This is a genomic window from Leifsonia sp. RCC_180, assembly GCF_058138205.1.
Genome location: NZ_CP200340.1, coordinates 2,731,603 through 2,748,449, shown reverse-complemented (window position 1 = coordinate 2,748,449; position 16,847 = coordinate 2,731,603). Strand labels below are relative to the sequence as shown.

Sequence of the window (16,847 nt, the reverse complement as noted above, 5' to 3'; positions counted from 1 at the left end):
CAGCCCGGCTCGCTGAAGAGCTGATTGAGGGCGTTCGAGGCAGCAGGCCGTCGGAATCATGGCAGAATCCGGTCATGGCCGTTACTTTCCCATTCGTCGTAGACAGCACCGACCGGCAGCTGCTCACCGAGCTGCAGCGCGACGGTCGCCAGTCGATCGCCGAGCTGGCGCGCACGGTCCACATGTCGCACAGTGCGGTGGCCGAGCGGGTGCGACGCCTAGAGGAAGCCGGAGTCATCACCGGGTACCATGCGGTAATCGACCCCGAACGGCTCGGCTACGGCATCCTCGCGTACCTGCGGCTGCGGTATCCCAGCAGCCAGTACAAGCCGCTGCACGATCTGTTGGAGGGGATCCCCGAGGTGGTGGAGGCGCACCACGTCACGGGCGACGACTGCTTCATCCTCAAGGTCGTGGCCACATCCATGCGCCATCTGGAACAGATCAGCGGCACGGTGGGGACCCTGGGAAGCGTGACCACCAGCGTCTCGTACTCGAGCCCGTTTCCGGCGCGGCCCATTGTGCCGCCGGTGGAGGAAAAGGGTGGAGCCTAGGAGATTCGAACTCCTGACATCCTGCTTGCAAAGCAGGCGCTCTACCAACTGAGCTAAGGCCCCGAGTGAAGGGATGGTGGGGATACGAGGACTTGAACCTCGGACCTCTTCGTTATCAGCGAAGCGCTCTAACCGCCTGAGCTATATCCCCGAATGGGCAGATACGAGACTACCCGATCTGCCCGAGCATTGCGAAATCGTCAGTTGTTGGTGAAACCGACGAGAAGTCCGCCTGTGATCTTCACCGAGAGGTTGTAGAGCAGCGCGAAAACAGCACCCAGCGCGGTCACCACCACGATGTCGAGGATGGCGACGATCAGCGAGAATCCCATGACCTGTCCGAGGCCCAGGATGGACCGGAGGTCGCTTCCCCCGGCGCCCGAGATGTCCTTGAACAGGCTGTTCACCTGGTCGAAGATGCCGGTGCGATCGAGCACGGTCCAGATCAGGAACGTCCCGACGACCGCGATGATGGCCAGGCAGATGCCCGCGAGGAACGACAACTTCACGGTCGACCAGAAGTCGACATAGACCAGCTTGAGCCGCACCTGCTTGGCGGATGCGGGTCGTCGGGACGACTTCTTGGCGAGCTTCTCGGCGACGCTACTGCTCATCTACGGTTTCTTCCTTCCCGACGTTCTCCTCATCCTCCGCGAGACTGGAGGATTCGAGGTCACGTTCGGTGTTCTTCGCCAGTGCGATGATCTTGTCCGACTCGGCGAAACGTGCAAAGACGACACCCATGGTGTCGCGGCCCTTGGCAGGTACCTCGGCCACGGCAGAGCGTACCACCTTGCCGCTGGCAAGAACCACAAGGACCTCGTCGTCCTCACCGACGATCAGAGCACCGACGAGGTCACCGCGATCGTCGCTCAGCTTGGCCACCTTGATGCCGAGACCGCCGCGATTCTGCAGGCGGTACTGGTCGGCGGCGGTGCGCTTCGCATAGCCGCCCTCGGTGACCACGAACACGTAACCCTCGTCGGAGACGACGGAGGCGTCCAGCAGTCGGTCCTCGCCGCGGAAGTGCATTCCGATGACGCCGGAGGTCGAGCGACCCATCGGACGCAGTGCATCGTCCGACGCGGTGAAGCGGATGGACATCCCCTTGCGCGACACGAGCAGCAGGTCGGAATCTTCTTCGACCAGCAACGCCGAGACGACCTCGTCATCTTCCCGTAGCTTGATCGCGATGATGCCGCCGGAGCGGTTCGTGTCGTACTCGTCGAGCGCGGTCTTCTTGATCAGGCCGTCGCGCGTGGCGAGCACGAGGTACTTGGCCGCCTGGTAGTCGCGGATGTCGAGGATCTCGGCGATCTCCTCATCGGGCTGCATAGCGAGGAGGTTGGCGACGTGCTGGCCCTTGGCATCGCGGCCGGCCTCCTGCACCTCGTACGTCTTCGCGCGGTACACGCGTCCCTTGTTCGTGAAGAACAGCAGCCAGTGATGCGTCGTGGTGACGAAGAAGTGGTCGACCACGTCCTCGCCGCGCAGCTGGGCGCCCTTCACACCCTTGCCGCCGCGGTGCTGGCTGCGGTAGTTGTCGCTGCGGGTGCGCTTGATGTAGCCGCCGCGCGTGACCGTGACCACCATCTCCTCTTCGGGGATGAGGTCTTCCATGCTCATGTCGCCGTCGAAGCCGAACATGATCTCGGTGCGCCGGTCGTCGCCGAAGCGGTCGACGATCTCGGTGAGTTCCTCGCTGATGATGGTGCGCTGACGCACCGGGTCGGCGAGGATCGCCTTGTAGTCCTCGATCTCTCGCTCGATCTCGTCGTGCTCGTCGATGATCTTCTGGCGCTCGAGGGCGGCCAGGCGGCGCAGCTGCATCGCGAGGATCGCGTCTGCCTGCACCTGATCTACGTCGAGCAGCTCCATGAGGCCGGTCCGAGCATCGTCGACCGTGGGCGACCGGCGGATGAGGGCGATGACATCGTCGAGAGCATCCAGAGCCTTCAGGTAGCCGCGCAGGATGTGAGCGCGCTCCTCGGCCTTCCGCAACCGGTACCGGGTGCGGCGGACGATGACCTCGACCTGGTGGTCGACCCACGCGGTGATGAAGCCGTCGAGGGCGAGCGTGCGCGGAACGTTGTCGACGATCGCAAGCATGTTCGCGCCGAAGTTCTCCTGCAGCTGCGTGTGCTTGTAGAGGTTGTTCAGCACGACCTTCGCGACGGCGTCGCGCTTGAGCACGATCACCAGTCGCTGACCGGTACGGCCCGAGGTCTCGTCGCGGATGTCGGCGATGCCTCCGATGCGGCCGTCCTTGACGAGCTCGGCGATCTTGATCGCGAGGTTGTCCGGGTTCACCTGGTACGGCAGTTCGGTGACGACGAGGCAGACCCGGCCCTGGATCTCCTCAATGTTGACCACGGCGCGCATCGTGATCGAACCACGACCCGTCCGGTAGGTGTCCTGGATTCCCTTGACGCCGAGGATCTGCGCTCCGGTCGGGAAGTCCGGGCCCTTGATCCGCTTGATCAACTCTTCGAGGAGCTCCTCGCGCGACGCTTCGGGGTGCGCCAGGTGCCACAGCGCGCCGTCGGCGACCTCGCGGAGGTTGTGCGGCGGGATGTTGGTCGCCATGCCGACCGCGATACCGACCGAGCCGTTGACCAGCAGGTTCGGGAAGCGGCTGGGCAGAACGGCCGGCTCCTGCGTCCGTCCGTCATAGTTGTCCTGGAAGTCGACGGTCTCCTCGTCGATGTCCCGGACCATCTCGAGGGCGAGCGGAGCCATCTTGGTCTCGGTGTATCGGGGCGCCGCCGCGCCGTCGTTGCCCGGCGAACCGAAGTTGCCCTGGCCGAGGGCGAGGGGGTACCGGAGGCTCCACGGCTGCACCAGGCGCACCAGGGCGTCGTAAATCGCCGAGTCGCCGTGCGGGTGGAACTGGCCCATGACGTCGCCGACCACGCGAGCGCACTTCGAGAATGCCTTGTCCGGTCGGTAGCCGCCGTCGAACATCGCGTAGATCACGCGGCGGTGCACCGGCTTGAGGCCGTCGCGGACCTCGGGCAGCGCGCGGCCGATGATGACGCTCATCGCGTAGTCGAGGTACGACCGCTGCATCTCCGACTGCAGGTCGACCTGATCGATCCTGCCGTGGATGCCGAAGCCAGCGCCGTCGCCGGCCTCGCCCGTAAGGTTCTCTTCGTCCGTCACAGTCTTCTCTTCCTCGTGATTCCTCTTGATCTGTCAGCGCGGACGCGTCAGATGTCGAGGAACCGCACGTCCTTGGCGTTCTTCTGGATGAACGAGCGGCGCGATTCGACGTCCTCGCCCATCAGGGTGGCGAAGATCTCGTCAGCCGCCGCGGCATCGTCGAGCGTGACCTGCAGCAGAGTGCGGGTCTCCGGGTTCATCGTGGTCTCCCAGAGCTCCTTGTAGTCCATCTCGCCGAGGCCCTTGTAGCGCTGCACACCGTTGTCCTTGGGGATCCGCTTGCCGGCCGCGAGGCCATCCGCCAGGAAGGCGTCGCGCTCCCGGTCGGAGTAGACGTACTCGTGCTCGGCGTTCGACCACTTCAGCCGGTACAGCGGCGGCTGCGCGAGGTACACGTAGCCGAGGTCGACGAGCGGTCGCATGTAGCGGAACAGCAGGGTGAGGAGCAGGGTCGTGATGTGCTGGCCGTCCACATCCGCATCGGCCATCAGCACGATCTTGTGGTACCGGGCCTTCTCCGGGTTGAAGTCCTCGCCGATGCCGGCGCCGAACGCCGTGATCATCGCCTGGACCTCGTTGTTCGCCAGGGCCCGGTCGAGTCGTGCCTTCTCGACGTTCAGGATCTTGCCGCGCAGGGGCAGGATCGCCTGCGTCTCGGGGTTGCGGCCCTGCACGGCGGAGCCGCCGGCCGAGTCGCCCTCGACGATGAAGATCTCGGACACCGTCGGGTCCTTCGACTGGCAGTCCTTCAGCTTGCCCGGCATCCCACCGCTCTCGAGCAGACCCTTGCGACGTGCCGTCTCACGCGCCTTGCGGGCAGCGAGTCGTGCGGTCGCTGCCTGCAGCGCCTTGCGGATGATGTCCTTCGCCTGGTTCGGGTTGCGGTCGAACCAGTCTCCGAGCTGGTCGCCGACGACCTTCTGCACGAACGCCTTGGCCTCGGTGTTGCCGAGCTTGGTCTTCGTCTGGCCTTCGAACTGCGGCTCGGACAGCTTCACCGAGATCACCGCGGTCAGACCCTCGCGGACATCATCGCCGGAGAGGTTGTCGTCCTTCTCCTTCAGGATGCCCTTCTCACGCGCATACCGGTTCACCAGCGTCGTCAGCGCGGCACGGAATCCCTCTTCGTGTGTGCCGCCCTCGTGCGTGTTGATGGTGTTGGCGTAGGTGAAGACGCTCTCGTTGTAGCCCGTGGTCCACTGCATCGCGACTTCGAGGGCGATCTTGCGCTCGGTGTCCTCGGTCTCGAACGAGATGATCTCGTCGTGCACGACTTCGGCCTTCTTCGCCGAGTTGAGGTAGTGGACGTAGTCGGTGAGGCCGCGCTCGTACAGGAAGACCTCGTGCTGGGGCTCGAACTCCTCTTCGTCGACCTCGCCCTCGACCTCCGGAACCTGGCGCGGTCGCTCATCCGTGAGCGCGATGCGCAGGCCCTTGTTGAGGAAGGCCATCTGTTGGAACCGCGTCCGCAGCGTCTCATAGTCGAAGACGACCGTCTCGAACGTCTCGGGGCTCGGCCAGAAGGTGATGGTGGTGCCGGTCGCATCCGACGCCTCGCCCTGCTCCAGGGGAGCCTCCGGCACACCGTTGCGGTAGCTCTGCCGGTAGACGTAGCCCTGACGGCGCACCTCGACATCGAGACGCGACGAGAGGGCATTGACCACCGAGCTGCCGACGCCGTGCAGACCACCGGAGACCGCGTAGCCGCCGCCGCCGAACTTTCCGCCGGCGTGCAGGATCGTGAGGACGACCTCCACCGTCGATTTCTTCTCCACCGGGTGCTCGTCGACCGGGATGCCTCGACCGTTGTCGATCACGCGCACGGCGCCGTCCGGGAGGATGGTCACCTCGATGTTGTCCGCGTGCCCGGCGAGGGCCTCATCGACGGAGTTGTCGACGATCTCGTAGACCAGGTGGTGGAGTCCGCGGGGTCCGGTCGAACCGATGTACATTCCGGGTCGCTTCCGGACGGCTTCGAGACCCTCGAGGACCTGGATCTCATTGGCGCCGTACTCGTGTTCCGTCCCGGCCTTGTTCGGTTCCATCGTCATATGAAAATTGGCTCCTGACCGCACTCAACAGTGACGTTCCAGTCTACCAAGAGCCGGGCGGAGAAATGCCCGAAAACGGCCGTCTGACGCATTTTCCGCGGCAGGGCTACCTCTTTTGTGCCCTCAGCCGTAAGTATCGCGCGGGCCACGCCCTGGAATCGACCTGGGGCCTCTTTTCCAGGAGGGGGCGTCCGGCCCCTGAAAACGGATTGACTCGATCCCTGCCTCCGGGAATCGCTCAGCGATCTGAGCGAGGAGCTCCGACCGCATCATCCGCAGCTGTGTCGCCCACGCCGTCGACTCGCACCGAACGACCAGCACGCCGTCGGTGATCTGGTCCGGGACGGCGTGCTTGGCCGTCTCGTCACCGGCCAGTTCACGCCACCGTTCGAGGAGGTCGGACTGCGCAAGAGCCGAGGTCCAGCCGAGCTGCGCTGCCAACGCATCGACCACATCCCCTACGCCGCGAGGGTCGCGGCCTGAACCGAAGGGCCGGCTCGCCGTGGGATCCTCTTCGCGCTTCGGAGCGCGTCTGCTGCGGGAGCCCGTTCCTGCGAACAGCGCTTTCAGCCGCAGATAGACGGCCGACGCCTCCCCCGGCCCGCGAGTTTCAGACACCGGACGTCTCCACGATGGTGCCCGCTTCGATCCGCACGGTGTGCGCCGTCAGTTCTTCTGGAACGTCGTCCAGCACCGCAGCGGTGATGAGCACCTGCTCGTAACCGGCTACGGCAGTTGCGAGCATGCGCCGACGTGCCTGGTCCAACTCCGCGAACACGTCGTCGAGGATGAGGACGGGATCGCCGGTCGTGGACTCACGGCGCAGCAGCTCGGCCGAGGCAAGCTTCAGGGCGAGCGCGAACGACCACGACTCGCCATGGCTCGCGTATCCCTTGGCGGGTAGAGCGTTCAACTCGAACAGCACGTCATCGCGGTGCGGACCCACGAGCGTCAGACCACGGTCCAGCTCCTTGCGGCGGACCGCGGCAAGCGCCCGCCGGAAAGCCTCGGGCGTAGCGACACCGGCTGACCCGGTCACATCGTCGCCGTCGGCATCCTCATCGTCCTCGACATGCGCGCCGAAGATGGTCAGCTGCGGGATCAGCCGGGGGTGATGGTCGTCGCCGGCGACCGATCGGTACGCCGCGACCACGGGATCGCTCAGTCGCGTCACGAGGTCGAGGCGTGCGTCGATGAGTTCGGATCCCAGCTGGACGAGGCGGTCGTCCCAGATCTCGAGCGTTCCCAACTGGTCCTCGCGGACGCGCGAAGCCCGAGCCGACTTCAGCAGGGTGTTGCGCTGCTTGAGCACCCGTTCGTAGTCGGCGATGACCGCCGAGTAGCGGGGGTTCCGCTGAATGAGCAGCTGGTCGAGGTACCTACGGCGGATGCCCGGCTCGCCACGCACCAGCGCCAGATCCTCCGGAGCGAACAGCACGCTGGAGAAGTACCGCGGGAGTTCGCGCGGCTTGATCGCCCCGCGATTGACCTGGGCGCGGTTCGGCGAGGTGCGATTGAGTTGCACCTCGACCAGCAGCTCGCGGCCGTCGTGCTGGATGCGCGCCCGGACGATCGCGGCGTCCGCGTCCTTCCGGATCATCGCCTGGTCGCTCGACACCCGATGCGACCCGAGGGTGCTCAGGTAGCCGAGCGACTCGACGAGGTTGGTCTTTCCCTGGCCGTTGCGGCCGACGAACAGGTTCGCGCCGGCCGCGAACGGCACCTCCGCAGTGCGGTAGTTGCGGAAGTCGGTCAGGGAGAGATGTGTGACACGCACAGAGTTTTCAGTTCGCGGGTCTCAGTCCACGGCCTTGACGGCGTGGCCGCCGAACTGGTTGCGCAGAGCGGCGACGGCCTTCATCGCAGGCGAGTCCTGCTGGCGCGAAACGAACCGCGCGAAGATGGATGCGCTGATCGTCGGCACGGGGACGGCGTTGTTGAGCGCCTCCTCGACGGTCCACCGGCCCTCGCCGGAATCCTGAACGTAGCCCTCGATGTGCTCGAACTCAGGGTCCTGCTCCAGAGCGCGGACCAGGAGGTCAAGCAGCCACGAGCGGACTACCGTCCCGCGCTGCCAAGCCTTGAACGTACCGGTGACGTCCTTGATGATGTCCTTGCGCGTATCGAGGAGCTCGTATCCCTCTGCGTAGGCCTGCATCAGGGCGTACTCGATACCGTTGTGCACCATCTTCGCGTAGTGACCCGCGCCGACCTCGCCGACGTGGACGAAGCCCTCGTCGCGCGGACCCTCGGGTCGCAACGCGTCGAAGACGGGAAGCACACGCTCCACCTGCTCGGCCGAACCGCCGACCATCAGGCCGTAGCCGTTGTCGAGGCCCCAGATTCCACCGGAGACGCCGACATCCATGAAGTCCACACCACGGGGGGCGAGCAGCTCGGCATGCGCGAAGTCCTCGGTGAACTTCGAGTTTCCACCGTCGATGACGAGGTCGCCCTTCTCGAGCAGCGGCTCGAGTTCGCGGATGACCGAGTCGGTGATCTGGCCGGCCGGCACCATGACCCAGACGGTCCGAGGTGCAGGAAGCGCGGCGACGAGGTCCGCGACGGTCGCGACGTCCGAGACCTCGGGGTTCGTGTCGTATCCGGTGACGTCGATGCCGTTCTTCTCGAGACGGGCACGCATGTTGTTGCCCATGCGTCCGAGACCGATGAGGCCGATGTGCATGATGATCCTTCTTCTGTTGCTTCAGCGGCGCCGGGAACTAGCGCAGGAGCAGGTTCGGCTGGAGCAGGTACTTGTAGGAGTCCGCTCCCGCCTGGTCCTTCGACGTCTGGCTCGTGATGAGCACAGGCCCCGGCTTGTTGGGGTTCTCGGTCTTGGTGAACGAGATGCGCACGAATTCCGAGTGCACCGCACCGAGACCATCGAGCAGGAACTGCGGCTTCAATGAAACCACCGTCTCCTGGCCAGTGAGAAGAGCGTCGATGCTCTCGGATGCCTGCGCCTGCTCCGAACCGATCGCTTCCAGCGTCAGTCCGTCGGCGGTGAAGGTGTAGCGGAGCGCGGCCTCGCGCTCAAGGACGAGGGCGACACGACGGGTCGCCTCGATGAGTTCGGCGGTGTTGATCACCGCGTAGTTGTCGACCTGCTCGGGGAAGAGCCGGCGCACAGGAGGGAAGTTTCCCTTGATCAGGAGGGAGGTGACTGTCTTCTTGTCCGCGGTGAAGGCGATCAGCTCGCGGTCGTCGCGGTTCGTGATCGAGATCGAGACGTTGCCGCTGTGCCCGAAGGTCTTGCCGATCTCGGTGAGGGTGCGCGCCGGCACCAGCGCGGTGACCGAATCGCCCGCCGTGGTGCCGTTGTCCCAGTCGATTTCCCGCACGGCGACGCGGTAGCGGTCGGTGGCGACGAGGCCCAGGCGGTTGTCGCCGACCTCGAGCTGGACGCCGGTGATCACCGGGGTGACGTCGTCGCGCGACGCCGCGACGCCGACCTGGGCAACAGCCTGAGCGAACTCCTCGGCGGGGACGAGCCCGGCGTCTCCTCCCACCTGCGGGATGCTGGGGTATTCCTCGACCGGCATGGACAGCAACGTGAAGTTGGCCGAGCCGGCCCGCACGACGATCTTCGACTCCTCGGTCGAGAACTGCACGGGGGCGTTCGGAAGCTTGGAGGCGATCTCGGCGAGAAGACGGCCCGAGACGAGCACACGACCGGGTTCTTCCACCTCGGCGGCGATCTCGGTCTGCGCCGACACCTCGTAGTCGAACGACGACAGCTGGAGTCCGTTCTCCGTCGTCTCGATGAGCACACCGCTCAGGATGGGCAGGGTCGTCCGCTGCGGAAGAAGCTTCACCGCGAAGGAGACGGCCTCGCTGAACACATCCCGATTGGCTTGGAACTTCACGAAGTCACCTCTGTTGGACTCACGGATAACGGACGTGACAAATCCTAGCCCCTGGCCTGTGACGGGAAAGCGGTGGTGCCTGGCGACCCTTGAGGTTGTCGTCCGCCCTCTATGAGAAGAGTTAAGAAGTAATCGTGTTAACCGATGTGGAAACTGTGGATAACTCTGTTGAGGCCAAGCGAACACAGGGAACTACACGGACGTGACATGTTGATGGACTGCGGAATCCGGGTGTTCACAACGATCCGAGCGCCGGGAGCCCGACGACGCGTTCCCACAGGTCACGGCTCACCGTCCCCATTAAACGTGTAGTTCTCCGGAGGCTCTCCACAAGTTATCCACAAGTGTTAATAAGGCTTTGTCCCCACTCTGGGGATGGATATGTGGATAAGTTCTGCGCTAGAGAGGCGGTCTACTTGCCGTAGCGGTGCGTCTGCTTGATACGGCTGGTCAGCTCCGTGACCTGGTTGTAAATCGACCGGCGCTCTTTCATGAGCTCGCTGATCTTCTTGTTGGCGTACATCACGGTGGTGTGGTCGCGGCCGCCGAAGAGCTGTCCGATCTTCGGCAGGGAGAGGTTCGTGAGTTCACGGCACAGATACATGGCGATCTGGCGTGCGGTAGCGACCGCCTGCGACCGGCTGGAACCGTAGAGATCGTCGACGGTGAGTTTGAAGTATTCCGCGGTGTTCGTGATGATGTCGGTCGGCGCGATCACGTTGTCGTCGTCGAGCGTGATCAGGTCCTTCAGCACCGTCTGCACGAGGGGCATGTCGACCGGTGTGCGATTGAGGCTGGCGAACGCGGTGACGCGGATGAGCGTCCCCTCCAGCTCCCGGATGTTGCTCGACACCTTCGACGCCATGAACTCCAGGATGTCGTCGGGCACCTGGATCTTCTCGCTCTGCGCCTTCTTGCGCAGGATCGCGATGCGCGTCTCGAGGTCGGGGACCTGGACGTCGGTGATCAGGCCCCACTCGAAGCGGGACCGCATCCGGTCCTCGAAGCCGGTGAGGTGCTTCGGCGGCAGATCGGAGGTGATGACCACCTGCTTGTTGTGGTCGTGCAGAGTGTTGAACGTGTGGAAGAACGCTTCCTGGGTCTCCACCGCTCGCTGCAGGAACTGGATGTCGTCGATCAGCAGGATGTCGATGTTGCGATAGCGCGCCTGGAACGACGAGCCGCGGTTATTGGCGATCGAGTTGATGAAGTCGTTGGTGAACTCCTCCGACGAGACGTATCTCACCCGGATCCCGGGGTAGAGGCTCATCGCGTAGTGGCCGATGGCATGGAGGAGGTGCGTCTTGCCGAGGCCCGAGTCGCCATAGATGAAGAGCGGGTTGTAGGCCTTCGCGGGTGCTTCGGCTACGGCGACCGCGGCGGCGTGCGCGAACCGGTTGGATTGCCCGATGACGAAGTTGTCGAAGCTGTACTTGGCGTTGAGGCGGGTGTCTCCGCCTCGGGGAGGCGCCGTGATCTCCGTCGGAGGGCTCACCATTGGCGCGACCTGGTCTGCGTACGACGTGGGTGCCGCTTCTGGCTCGGCTGCGGTGCCGGCCATGGTCTCCTGCTGGATCTCCGGGTTGACCACGATCGCGAAGGTGTTGACCGCGAGTCCGTCGTCGAGGGCGCCGATGGCGTTCAGGAGGGGGAGCCGGCTGCGCTGCTCGATCATCCCTCGGGTGAATTCGTTCGGGACTTCCAGGTAGAAGGTGCCGGCCATGATGCCCTTGGGCTCGACCAGGCTGAGGAAGCCGTACAGCTGCGGAGTGATGCGATCGTCCGTCTCGAGCTTGCCGAGCACGTTCTGCCATGCCGAAGCTATGGACTCTTCGCCGCCTGCCATCGTTCCCCGTCTTCGTCTGTGTTGCGGATGCCGTCAGCCCGACGAGGGGACGAGTCGACCCCCGGTGACTCTCGTCGGGTTGGCGGCTTCGGATGCCGCCGGTGGGTATTCACAGAGTTATCCACCGCTGTGTGAGCAATACCGTAGCGATCTCCGGCCAGAATTGGCATGGCCTGGGGATAACTTTCGACCTCACGGTAACTTGTCCACAGAACCGCGAACAAATCCGATCAGCGGCATACATCGGCGCGTCGGGCTCCTGGTCCCTGCCAATACCGTGCATAATCAGTGGATTTAAGTCGATCGGTTTGACCTGATCCGCCCCAGGCCGTAGTTTTAATCAGTTGACTTGCGGCCTTTTCGGCTGCCCTGTAACTTTCCGGGTCTTCCCTGCTGTCCCATCTCTCAGCACAGGCCTGCGAAGCGACCACCCACGGAGATTGATATGAGCAAGAGAACGTTCCAGCCGAACAACCGCAAGCGCGCGAAGACCCACGGTTTCCGCCTCCGGATGCGCACCCGCGCGGGCCGCGCCATCCTCTCCGCTCGCCGCCGTAAGGGCCGCGAGACGCTCTCGGCCTGATTCTTCGCCGGCAGAGGGCCTTCCGGTGCTCGCGAAAGCCAATCGCATCACGCGAGGGGCGGACTACCGGGCGGCTGTGCGACGTGGTGCTCGCTTCACCGGAGCGAACACCGTCACGTACATCCGTCCGAATCCCGACTCCAGTGTGGTGCGATTCGGCTTTATCGTGAGTAAAGCGGTGGGTAACGCGGTACGGCGCAACCTCGTGCGGCGCCGACTCAAAGCGGCGGCCTACGAACTCCTCCCCGAGTACTCGCCCTCAACCGAAGGTGAGCCGGGGATGGATGTGGTGGTGCGCGCATTGCCAGCCTCCGCTCAAGCACCGTGGGCTAGCCTGCACGAAGAACTCCTTCGGGCTTCGGCCCGTCACAGCAGCCGCACCTCCACCAGTCGCAGTCACACCAGTAAGGGCAGCGTCCGTCCATGAAAACCGCTTTCGCAGCAGTGCTCCTCGCACCGCGAAATGCGGCCGTGCTGGTGCTCCGCGCGTATCGGGCGGTGATCTCGCCTCTTTATGGCGACGTGTGCCGGTACTACCCCTCGTGTTCGGCCTATGCGCTGCAGGCGATCCAACAGCACGGTGTGATCGTGGGTTCCTACCTCGGTATCCGCCGCATCGCCCGATGCCACCCATGGGCCGCAGGCGGGGTGGACGATGTGCCGCCGGCGAAGAAGCCGCGGTACAGGGTCACTGATTTTGGTTTCGTCGTCGCAAGCAGCTCGAACGGCCTCGTCGGCCACGGAAAGGCTTAGTTAGAAGTCATGCCTGACATCATCGGACTCATCCTCTGGCCCATCAAATGGGTCGTGGAGTTGATCCTCGTCGCCTTCCACTGGCTGTTCACCCAGATGGGACTGGACCCGGCGGCAGGCATCACCTGGGTGCTGGCCATCGTCGGACTGACCGTCGTCGTCCGCGCGGCGCTGATCCCGATCTTCGTCCGGCAGATCAAGAACCAGCGACGGATGCTGGAGATCGCTCCGCAGCTGAAGAAGATCCAGGACAAGTACAAGGGCAAGAAGGACCAGTTCTCGCGCGAGGCGATGTCGCGCGAGACGATGGAGCTCTACAAGAAGACGGGCACCAACCCGCTGAGCTCCTGCCTCCCCCTCTTGCTGCAGATGCCCGTGTTCTTCTCACTGTTCCAGGTGCTCAACGGCGCCCAGAGCGGTAAGGCCGGCGTCGGTCCGCTCAACGAGACCCTCGCTCTCCAGTTCGGCAACGCGACGCTGTTCGGTGTCGCTCCCCTGCACCAGAGCTTCCAGGGTGCGATGAACGCCCACCCCCCGCAGGTCGCGGTCATGATCATAGCGGCCGTTATGGTTGTGCTGATGACGGGGTCGCAGTTCCTCACGCAGCTGCAGATCGTCTCCAAGAACATGTCGCCGGAGACCAAGGCGAGCCCGCAGTTCAAGCAACAGCGCATCCTGCTGTACCTGCTCCCCTTCGTGTTCCTCTTCTCGGGCTTCGCCTTCCCGCTCGGCGTGATGTTCTACTGGCTGACCTCCAACCTGTGGACCATGGGTCAGCAGTTCCTGGTCATCCGCAACATGCCGACGCCGGGATCCGACGCCGCGAAGGCCCGTGAGGCCCGTCTCGCCAAGAAGGGCAAGCTGGTCCAGGCGGATGGCGCAACCGTTCTGACGGTCGAAGAGCAGCCGAAGAAGCAGGCCGTCCAGCGGGTGCAGCCCGTGAGCAAGGCCCGCGCAAAGAAGCAGGCCGGAAAGTAGTAAGGATCCCCCGATGACCGACGTGCAGACCTCCTCCCCCGATCCCATCGACGTATCCGACGACCAGGCACCCGTGGAGGGTGAAGAGGTCGCGGTGCCGGCGGACCTCGACCGTGAGGGCGACATCGCAGCGGACTACATCGAGGAGCTGCTCGACATCGCGGACATCGATGGCGATATCGACATCGACACTCGCAACGGACGCGCCTACATCTCCGTCAACGCTGAAGACGGCTCGAACCTCGCAATGCTCGCGAAGGCGGACACGGTCGCCGCACTGCAAGAACTGACTCGGCTCGCCGTGCAGAACAAGACCGGCGAGTTCTCGCGGTTGATCCTCGACATCGCCGGCTCGCGCGAAGCCCGACAGGCTGAACTCGGGGCTCTGGTGGATCGTGCGATTGCGCGCTTGGACGAAGGGGCGGCGGAAGCCGCTCTTCCGCCGATGTCGTCGTACGAGCGGAAGCTGGTGCACGACATCGTCTCCGAGCGTGGATACGTGTCCACCTCGCACGGTGAGGGTCGCGACCGTCACACCGTGATCACTGCCGCCTAGTTTCACGTGAAACAGTGACCGACCTCGAGACCGAGCCATCAGCGGCGCCTGCATTGTTCGCGGACCGAGTTGACGTCGCACGTCGGTTCACCCGCAACCTTGCTGAGCAGGGTGAAGAACGCGGGCTCATCGGGCCGCTTGAGCTCCCCCGGTTGTGGACCCGTCACGTCCTGAACTGCGCGGTGGTCGCGCCGCTGCTGCGGCCCGGCGTGGTCGGGGACGTGGGAAGCGGTGCCGGACTGCCGGGGTTGGTTCTCGCGATAGCCCGGCCGGATGTCTCGTTCGTGCTGATCGAGCCGATGGAGCGACGCGTCGCGTGGTTGAACGAGCAGGTCGACGACCTCGGCTTGGACAACGTCAGCGTTGTTCGCGCTCGTGCCGAAGAGGCGCGCCTTGATGGGCCTCTCGATCAGATCACCGCGCGAGCGGTGAGTGCCTTCCGCAAGTTGCTGCCGTTGACCGCTCCCCTGGTTCGGGACGGCGGCGAACTCGTTCTCATGAAGGGAGCCTCCGCCTCGACCGAGGTGGAAGCCGCCTCGAAGGAGATCCGCAAGTTCAAGGTGCACGACATCGAGGTGCTGACCCTCGGCGAAGGTCTGCTGACCGAGGTCACCAGGGTCATTCGGGCGTCCGTCCGATAGGTCAGCCCTTCCTCGGTACGCTTCAGGTTGGCTCCTGGACAACTGAAGCACCTGCTCCAGTGCTGTGAGAGCCATTCTGAGCGCGTTTCCCGCGGCAGAGGGAACCCGTTTCAGGCGCCTCGCGAGCCATTTTGTGACCGAACCTGGCCGAAGGACGTCTAGCGCGTGGACGTGGGGACGGACGGGTCTCGACCTGCGCTTCCCATCTGCTTGAGATGTGCGATGGGAGCGGTGAAGGATGCGCTGAACTCCACCGACAGGGCCACATGGTCGTCGAAGTTTTGTAGTTGCACGTGAAACATGTCTGCATGGCGAAGCTCGTGCGTCGAGCGAAAGTCAAGGCTGGTGAGTCTCGACGCTTGATCGTTGATGCGGCTGTCGGTGTTAGACCGGGTGCCGCCCTGCAGTGGACTCTCCCAGAATCGCGGGTGCGCGCTGGTACAGGGCTGGCTCGCGATCGCACATCGGTGCGACATGACACCTCACTTCAAGTCGATGCGCATCTCCGTCCGGGAATGAGGCCGGCCTTACTACAACTGAACGATCCGCGATGAACCACCCGCGATGAACCACCCATGACCAACCACCCATGACCAACCACCCATGACCAACCACCCATGACCAACCACCCATGACCAACGACCAACGGCCCACTGCCCGGATGGGACCGTACACGCGGAAGGTCCGAACGGACACTTCGTCGCGTGAGGCGTTCACTGAAGGCGATCTCGGGGCGCACAAGGCCACGTCAACTCGTCTCAAGGTCGCCTTTTCTCTACGTTGGGATCCGGTGATGATCTTGCAGTCATGCGATAGTTCCGGGTCGTAGGTGGTGCACCCGCTCGATCGTGGTCGGGGATGGTATCGGGACCGGCGTCCGCTGTAAGTTTCGGGCGTCTGGCTGCGATGAAATCACATCGGGCCTTTCGCTGCGGCCGGTAGTCGCGGTGGCTGCAGACCGACGTATTCGCTAGGAGTTCAGGGCGCGGGGTATGTGGTGGACTAGTTCGTGGTCGCGCATTCGCCGTCTGCAGGCTGTCGGGCGGTGGTCTCTGGAACGGTGACCGTGATGCGCCCTCCCCCGCCGCCTCCCACGAGCGCCAATGGTGGTCAAATCGTCCGGAGATGCTTGAGCGGCCCGGGTAAATCCGTTCCGCCGAAAGAGTGTGGCCGCTCCCTGCGTGCGCCGAGTGGATGGAGGCCCAGGAGCCAGCGTCGGGCGTCTAGCGGGTCGCGGTCCGCTAGCCAATTTCGGGCAGAGTGATGACGATTAGACGCTTTGGAACGAGGAGTTCAGCTATGTGGCGGGCACGACAGAGCGTGCTTGTCGGGGGCCCGGCCTGTGTCGTAGCCGACGTTTCACGTGAAACGTCGGGAATGTTCCGCCGGGGCGGGGTCGTCGGGAAGAAGCAGGAACCGGCGGATCTGGAATCCGCGGTTTGCTTTAGCGAGAGCACCGTTCCAGGCGAGTCACTTGGGAGAGCCGAGTGGCTCGGGGTCCGAGCGCACCAGGGGTCTGAGTGCCCCGGGGTCTGTGTGCCCCGGGGTCTGTGTGCCTCGGAGGCTTGAGTGCTATCGAGCTCCGGAGTGCCGCCGGGAGTTGAGTGTTGTCGAGCCCTAAGTGTCTCGGGGAGTTGAGTGTTGTCGAGCCCTAAGTGTCTCGGGGAGTTGAGTGTTGTCGAGCCCTAAGTGTCTCGGGGACTTGAGTGTTGTCGAGGTCCGAGTGTCTCCGGGACTTGAGTGTTGTCGAGGTCCGAGTGTCTCCGGGACTTGAGTGTTGTCGGGGGCGTGCGTGCATCGCGGGGCTGGGCCGCTCGGAGGCCTAGGTGCATCGAGAGTCTGAGTGCATCGAGA

15 protein-coding genes and 2 tRNA genes are annotated in these 16,847 nt (G+C 64.2%); 7 read left to right on the top strand and 10 right to left on the bottom strand.

From position 1 onward, the window contains the following. Positions 1-74 precede the first annotated feature (74 nt). Complete coding sequence (locus AB7E03_RS13505) at positions 75-554, top strand: Lrp/AsnC family transcriptional regulator (protein WP_489941883.1); 480 nt, start codon at positions 75-77, stop codon at positions 552-554. Here AB7E03_RS13505 and AB7E03_RS13500 read toward each other — a convergent pair. From AB7E03_RS13500 to dnaA, 10 genes are all read right to left on the bottom strand, one after another. After that, a tRNA-Ala gene (locus AB7E03_RS13500) sits at positions 545-617 on the bottom strand. The genes AB7E03_RS13505 and AB7E03_RS13500 overlap by 10 nt on opposite strands. A gap of 11 nt (positions 618-628) precedes the next feature. Further along, positions 629-705 (bottom strand) — tRNA-Ile (locus AB7E03_RS13495). 49 nt (positions 706-754) lie between these two features. Next, on the bottom strand, positions 755-1,168 hold the full coding sequence (locus AB7E03_RS13490; RefSeq protein ID WP_441784262.1) for a DUF3566 domain-containing protein: 414 nt from the start codon (positions 1,166-1,168) through the stop codon (positions 755-757). Further along, the gene (gene gyrA / locus AB7E03_RS13485) at positions 1,158-3,716 is read right to left on the bottom strand and encodes a DNA gyrase subunit A (protein ID WP_489941882.1); all 2,559 of its coding nucleotides are present in this window, start codon (positions 3,714-3,716) and stop codon (positions 1,158-1,160) included. Before gyrA ends, AB7E03_RS13490 begins: the two co-directional genes overlap by 11 nt. Positions 3,717-3,763: 47 nt before the next feature. Next, positions 3,764-5,767 carry a DNA topoisomerase (ATP-hydrolyzing) subunit B gene (gyrB, locus tag AB7E03_RS13480; protein ID WP_489941881.1) on the bottom strand — a complete coding sequence of 668 codons (2,004 nt, stop codon included), beginning with the start codon at positions 5,765-5,767 and terminating at the stop codon, positions 3,764-3,766. Between the two features lie 123 nt (positions 5,768-5,890). After that, on the bottom strand, positions 5,891-6,385 hold the full coding sequence (locus tag AB7E03_RS13475) for a DciA family protein (RefSeq protein ID WP_489941880.1): 495 nt from the start codon (positions 6,383-6,385) through the stop codon (positions 5,891-5,893). After that, complete coding sequence (gene recF, locus AB7E03_RS13470; protein ID WP_489941879.1) at positions 6,378-7,544, bottom strand: DNA replication/repair protein RecF; 1,167 nt, start codon at positions 7,542-7,544, stop codon at positions 6,378-6,380. Before recF ends, AB7E03_RS13475 begins: the two co-directional genes overlap by 8 nt. Before the next feature lie 21 nt (positions 7,545-7,565). Next, on the bottom strand, positions 7,566-8,453 hold the full coding sequence (gene gnd, locus AB7E03_RS13465) for a phosphogluconate dehydrogenase (NAD(+)-dependent, decarboxylating) (RefSeq protein WP_489941878.1): 888 nt from the start codon (positions 8,451-8,453) through the stop codon (positions 7,566-7,568). A 37-nt stretch (positions 8,454-8,490) separates the two neighbouring features. Next, positions 8,491-9,636, bottom strand: coding sequence for a DNA polymerase III subunit beta (gene dnaN / locus AB7E03_RS13460; protein ID WP_489941877.1), 1,146 nt, complete (start codon positions 9,634-9,636; stop codon positions 8,491-8,493). Between the two features lie 412 nt (positions 9,637-10,048). Next, positions 10,049-11,482, bottom strand: a complete 1,434-nt coding sequence (dnaA, locus tag AB7E03_RS13455) for a chromosomal replication initiator protein DnaA (protein WP_489941876.1) — start codon at positions 11,480-11,482, stop codon at positions 10,049-10,051. Positions 11,483-11,927: 445 nt separating this feature from the next. On the opposite strand from dnaA, the gene rpmH reads away from it, so the two are divergent. Genes rpmH through rsmG form a run of 6 tightly spaced genes read left to right on the top strand, consistent with a single transcriptional unit; the run spans position 11,928 to position 14,993 of the window. Then, positions 11,928-12,065 (top strand): 50S ribosomal protein L34, encoded by a 138-nt coding sequence (gene rpmH, locus AB7E03_RS13450; RefSeq protein WP_441784254.1) that lies wholly within the window; start codon positions 11,928-11,930, stop codon positions 12,063-12,065. A gap of 25 nt (positions 12,066-12,090) precedes the next feature. Continuing rightward, positions 12,091-12,492, top strand: coding sequence for a ribonuclease P protein component (gene rnpA / locus AB7E03_RS13445; RefSeq protein ID WP_489941875.1), 402 nt, complete (start codon positions 12,091-12,093; stop codon positions 12,490-12,492). After that, positions 12,489-12,818, top strand: coding sequence for a membrane protein insertion efficiency factor YidD (gene yidD, locus AB7E03_RS13440; protein WP_489941874.1), 330 nt, complete (start codon positions 12,489-12,491; stop codon positions 12,816-12,818). The genes rnpA and yidD overlap by 4 nt, the downstream gene beginning before the upstream one ends. 9 nt (positions 12,819-12,827) lie before the next feature. Further along, the gene (yidC, locus tag AB7E03_RS13435) at positions 12,828-13,796 is read left to right on the top strand and encodes a membrane protein insertase YidC (RefSeq protein ID WP_441784251.1); all 969 of its coding nucleotides are present in this window, start codon (positions 12,828-12,830) and stop codon (positions 13,794-13,796) included. A gap of 13 nt (positions 13,797-13,809) precedes the next feature. Continuing rightward, entirely contained in the window at positions 13,810-14,352 is a 543-nt protein-coding gene (locus tag AB7E03_RS13430; RefSeq protein WP_489941873.1) for a Jag family protein, read from the top strand. Between the two features lie 14 nt (positions 14,353-14,366). Then, on the top strand, positions 14,367-14,993 hold the full coding sequence (gene rsmG / locus AB7E03_RS13425) for a 16S rRNA (guanine(527)-N(7))-methyltransferase RsmG (RefSeq protein ID WP_489941872.1): 627 nt from the start codon (positions 14,367-14,369) through the stop codon (positions 14,991-14,993). Positions 14,994-16,847: the final 1,854 nt, after the last annotated feature.

Bases quoted from the DNA above. Each gene is read 5' to 3' on its own strand.
- AB7E03_RS13505 (WP_489941883.1), top strand. From the start codon at position 75: ATGGCCGTTACTTTCCCATTCGTCGTAGACAGCACCGACCGGCAGCTG.
- AB7E03_RS13490 (WP_441784262.1), bottom strand. From the start codon at position 1,168: ATGAGCAGTAGCGTCGCCGAGAAGCTCGCCAAGAAGTCGTCCCGACGA.
- gyrB (WP_489941881.1), bottom strand. From the start codon at position 5,767: ATGACGATGGAACCGAACAAGGCCGGGACGGAACACGAGTACGGCGCC.
- gnd (WP_489941878.1), bottom strand. From the start codon at position 8,453: ATGCACATCGGCCTCATCGGTCTCGGACGCATGGGCAACAACATGCGT.
- dnaA (WP_489941876.1), bottom strand. From the start codon at position 11,482: ATGGCAGGCGGCGAAGAGTCCATAGCTTCGGCATGGCAGAACGTGCTC.
- rpmH (WP_441784254.1), top strand. From the start codon at position 11,928: ATGAGCAAGAGAACGTTCCAGCCGAACAACCGCAAGCGCGCGAAGACC.
- yidD (WP_489941874.1), top strand. From the start codon at position 12,489: ATGAAAACCGCTTTCGCAGCAGTGCTCCTCGCACCGCGAAATGCGGCC.
- yidC (WP_441784251.1), top strand. From the start codon at position 12,828: ATGCCTGACATCATCGGACTCATCCTCTGGCCCATCAAATGGGTCGTG.
- AB7E03_RS13430 (WP_489941873.1), top strand. From the start codon at position 13,810: ATGACCGACGTGCAGACCTCCTCCCCCGATCCCATCGACGTATCCGAC.